The sequence below is a fragment of the Methylomicrobium sp. Wu6 genome, assembly GCF_035916875.1.
In the GTDB taxonomy this organism is placed as follows: Bacteria; Pseudomonadota; Gammaproteobacteria; order Methylococcales; family Methylomonadaceae; genus Methylomicrobium.
In genome coordinates, this window is sequence record NZ_JAXUHN010000008.1 from 1 (window position 1) to 4486 (window position 4486).

The following is a 4486-nucleotide window of genomic DNA, read 5'->3' on the forward strand; positions in this document are numbered from 1 at the left end:
GCAAAAACCGTCGAAGACTTCGAAGTTTTGCTACCCTGGCGTCTCGCCAATCCAACGGCCTAACCAAACTCGCACGGCTTTATACGGAAATTCAATAGCGTCGTTTAAAGGGCGCTTACCAAGATTTCACAGACACTCAGCTAAGAGAGTAATCTCTATCCCTGAGGAGCCATATGAAAACGAACAAATTAGAAACCGAATCCACCAAACGCAATCGCTATACGCCGCAGTTTAAAGAGCAAGCCTTGGAACGGGCGAAACGGGATGGCGTACCGCAAGTCGCGAAGGATTTAGGCATAGCGCAATCGATGTTGTATGGATGGCAAGCCAAGAACCGGCAAACGGGTCAATCCTTCGAAGATCAAAAGCTACAACCAGCGGAGCTTGCGCGACTTAAACGTGAGAATGCACGCCTGGAAGAAGAGGTCGCTTTTTTAAAAAAGGCGGCAGCGTACTTCGCGAAGCAACCCCGGTGAAGTACGCCATGATTCGGCAACATGAACAACAATTTTCAGTGGGTTTGATGTGCCGCCTCTTGGCAGTTTCACGGGGCGGTTATTATCAATCGAAAAAACGCCCGCCTTCGAAACGCAGCCAAACACGGGAAGCATTGTCAGCCGAAGTGCAACGGGTTTTTGAGGATGAAAGAGCGCGCGCCGGTTCGCCCAGAATTGCCAAGCGCCTGAACGATGAAGGTCATCGTGCCAGTCGGCATACAGTCGCCAAGATCATGAAAACCCAAGGTTGGCGTGCCAAAGCCAGTAAAAAATATAAAGCCACAACCCATAGCAATCACACCTTACCGGTATCGCCCAACCTGTTGGCCCAGAACCTTGAAGCCGATGCCCCGGATCAGAAATGGGTATCGGATATCACCTATATCTGGACTGACGAAGGCTGGCTTTATTTGGCCGTCGTGCTGGAATTGTATTCGCGTCGGGTTATCGGTTGGGCCATTGCAGAACGTATGACAGCAAAGCTGGTCTGTGATGCTTTAATCATGGCGTTATGGCGTCGGCATTTACCCCAAGGCGTCATCGTACATTCAGATCGGGGCAGTCAGTATTGTTCCGCGGCTTACCAAAAGCTACTGGACAAACATCAACTGGTTTGCAGCACTTGTGCCCTGGGGGTATGAGCAAGAAAGGCGATTGTTACGATAATGCTGCCATGGAAAGTTGGAACCACAGCTTAAAAGTCGAAGCTATCCATGGTGAACGCTTCCTGACCCGTGCGATTGCCAAGCAACACGTATTCGACTATATCGAAGTGTATTACAATCGAAAACGGCTTCATTCAAAATTGGGCTATATGTCCCCTGAAGCTTTTGAGCTTAAAAATGTCGCTTAGCGATGTGTCTGTGAAAAACCGGCAAGATCACTCCAACGACGAAAGGTTTTGTAGACGTTATCCCAATGGGGGAAGTCTTTCGGCAACAGCCGCCACGCGCAACCGGTACGCACGACATAGCAGCAGGCATCGACCAAGGCGCGTCGGGGAATCTTGGCTGGGACGCCACGCTCGCCTTCCCGCTCGAACAAGTCTTGCACCAAGTTCCATTCCGCATCGGTCAGCGAACTGGGATAGGGCACGGCCGATTCCGATGGGCGATGGCGATCTTGGTAACCATAGCGTTTGATAGTCTGATCAGTCGTTGTTGTCGATGCGCAGACTGACGGCTTGACGCGGACTATGCCTATCCTCGCTAGCGCCTTGCGTAAGGTTGCGCTGTGAACTTGCAAGCCTGTTTTGATTTGAAAGGCTTTAACTAACTCATCAAGCGTTGCCAATGGCTGTTCCAGGGCTAACTCGCGCAAGATGCTCCGCTCTGAAGCCTTGATTTTTTCCGGTCGGCCTTTTCGTTTCATCGCTCACCTTATGTTATAGTCTCGGTAAGCTGGTATTTTAATTGATTTTGTCTACACCCTCTAAGAGTGGTTCAATTTTTGTGTTTTGACACAGCCTCGGCCGATAGGCTCTTGTCGGCTTTGAATAAATTAAACCGAGTCCAATTCCAATAAAATACGATGCCGACTAACCACAGCCTGATAAGAGTGTGTGTTCAACTTACCGATGTCCTCCTCCGCCATGGCCTCCGAAACTACCCTCATGAAAGCCGCCCATTCCCCCACGCTGATGAAAACCGCCCGACCAGCCACGTCCGAAGGATAAATGCGGGCTATCAAACGGCTGTTGCCTATAGCCTGGCGCCGCATAAAAACGTTCAGGAACATAAGTTCGGGGATGGAAGCTTGGCCGATTAACTCGTGATTCGGCAAAAGGTGCTGAAGCGTTGCCATTCAAAACTGAGCCATGTGAGTTCCAGGGAAGCGTGACCGAGTGTCTCATTGACCCGCTAGCGTTTCTACGAGGCAGAGGCAATTCGTCTTGCGATTTCTCTCCTCCGGGTGAAACTGTTCTCCCGAGGCCGAAACGAGGGGGCTGGTTAAGCGTCAAAATGGCTCCGGCTTGAGCTCTGGCCGTAGAAAATCCGTGAAAAAAATTGGCGCCGTGAGGATGCGGAGCGGCGTTAAACGGATACGTCACCATTCCGCGGTGTGGCGGAGCATGGAAGGCGTCCTCATGGCGATGAGCACTGACGAAGAAAGGAAGGCGATTGAAATATACACGCCGATGAAAATCTTTCAGAATATAGAAGCCTGTAAAATAATAACCCGTGTACCAAAATGGGTAAGGCACCCAAGAATAGAGGTAATAATAAGGCTGGGGTGGGTAATAGTAGGTGATGATCGGAGGACCTTGTTGATAGTAATAGTCTTCAAGGTCTTCAGGTTCCGGGACGGCCGTCGACTGGGGCGAAGGTTGAGCAACTGAAGGGCTAGTTGAAGTACCGGAAGTACTGGGGTGGCTAATGGTTTTGACGCTATTGAGATATTCTTTGGGGATAGAATCATAAACATCGGTATAGTGCGACACGCCCTGATTGTCGGTGTAGCTGTAAATGGTCGTGTTACCCGGCTTCATGTTCGTCACTGCTGGAGACTTAGAACCCGGTGTAATGCCCAGACCTAGCTGATTTTTAACATCGGCGAATATTTTGAGAGCTTGATCTTTTTTAAATGTGATCTTTCTTTGCTCACTGGCGGCGGAGATGCTTTTTTCAATATTGCCCAGAATGGCGGGGGTCACCGGGTACTCGGTAATCCAACCGTTGCCTGGCTCGATGCCCATGTCGCTCAAGAGCGCTTCCGCTTTGGCAGCATCCATTGCCGCGCCGAGATTTAAGGCCTCGGCAAGCTGCTGGGCGAAAACACCTTCCGGCACCAATGCTTGTTCTACCGCAGGGAGGGGTGTTTGCTGGCTGGTGGAATCCGCAGGTTGAGCTTCATCAACCGCTTCATCTTGCCCATAAGCCGCTGCCGAAAGCACGCATACGGCAATACAAACGACAAAGATTGAGCTAAAATCGAGGCATTTGAAACCTTGAATGAACATAGGTCTCCCCTGAAGTACGAAGTATCAGATAAGACTTCTCATCCTCCAAATAATTCGTAATCCAGCCTGAACACTTATCAGTAAATCGACTTCGAAATTTTTTCATTTTATTATGCCTGATAAAACGCAGTGGAGTTCGGGATACTCGGAGCCCTGGATTCCGCAAAGCTCCCTCCGGGCTATTTGCCGACGAATAAAATACGCGGGGCCAGCTCTAAACACAGGTCATAAGATATGCAGTCGACGAAATTGCTTATTTGCCTCTTCGTTCGGTCTGTAGTGTGGCTGGCTATCATGGGATATTTGCTCTTTCTTCCTGCAAACAATTGGCAATGGATCCAGGCGTGGGCTTTTCTCGCGATCTTTGCCGTTGGATCCATTGCTTTCAGCGCCTGGCTATGGCGCCGCGATCCCGATTTACTGGCAACCCGGCTTGGACCGCTGATGCAGCACGGCCAGCCGCTATGGGACAGAATTTTTCTGCTCACATTCGTGTTCATATGGTGCGGCTGGCTAGTTCTCATGGCGCTGGACGCGGAAGCCTGGTACACATCCAATATGCCGCCCTTGCTCAATGTCATAGGCGGCCTTTCGGTCATCGCCGGGTTCGCAGCGACGCTGTTTGTGTTCCGTGAAAACAGTTGTAAAACGGCTTTCAATTTTTTCCACTAGGGGGGGGGTGATATTCCCAGGGTGGGGTGCGCCAGGAAAAAATGTCACAACTCGGCTAAATGACGTAAGCAGATAAGTTGGTGAGTCGGTCTTTAGAATTTGGATTTAGGAAGGCTAACGGTGATTAGAAAGAATTGGCTCTTTCGGCCCAAAAGAGCCATTCACAGTTGTCCGCTTTACGGCAAGCAATATTGTTTAAAATTAGCCGAATCAATTTCGTAGGAACCGCAGCAGTCGCCACTAGTGTCTAATTGTATAAAAATACGATAGATATATAATCCTCTGAAAATTGCAGAGGAGTTATCGATGGGGCGTATTGCTAAGGTGGTTAAGTTGAGCCAACAGGAGCGCGTAGAGT

2 protein-coding genes and 2 pseudogenes are annotated in these 4486 nt (G+C 49.9%); 2 read left to right on the forward strand and 2 right to left on the reverse strand.

Going from position 1 to position 4486, the window contains the following annotated elements; genetic code table 11:
* Positions 1-173: 173 nt before the first annotated feature.
* Positions 174-1350 (forward strand): annotated as a pseudogene (locus U2W12_RS00200) (IS3 family transposase).
* A 29-nt stretch (positions 1351-1379) separates the two neighbouring features.
* Here U2W12_RS00200 and U2W12_RS00205 read toward each other — a convergent pair.
* Positions 1380-1586 (reverse strand): annotated as a pseudogene (locus U2W12_RS00205) (transposase); the annotation flags it as partial.
* Between the two features lie 481 nt (positions 1587-2067).
* Positions 2068-3456 (reverse strand): hypothetical protein, encoded by a 1389-nt coding sequence (locus U2W12_RS00210; protein ID WP_326498664.1) that lies wholly within the window; start codon positions 3454-3456, stop codon positions 2068-2070.
* A gap of 234 nt (positions 3457-3690) precedes the next feature.
* Between U2W12_RS00210 and U2W12_RS00215 the strand changes: the two genes are divergently transcribed.
* On the forward strand, positions 3691-4128 hold the full coding sequence (locus U2W12_RS00215) for a hypothetical protein (protein ID WP_326498665.1): 438 nt from the start codon (positions 3691-3693) through the stop codon (positions 4126-4128).
* The last annotated feature ends 358 nt before the right edge of the window (positions 4129-4486 follow it).

Bases quoted from the DNA above. Each gene is read 5' to 3' on its own strand.
- U2W12_RS00210 (WP_326498664.1), bottom strand. From the start codon at position 3,456: ATGTTCATTCAAGGTTTCAAATGCCTCGATTTTAGCTCAATCTTTGTC.
- U2W12_RS00215 (WP_326498665.1), top strand. From the start codon at position 3,691: ATGCAGTCGACGAAATTGCTTATTTGCCTCTTCGTTCGGTCTGTAGTG.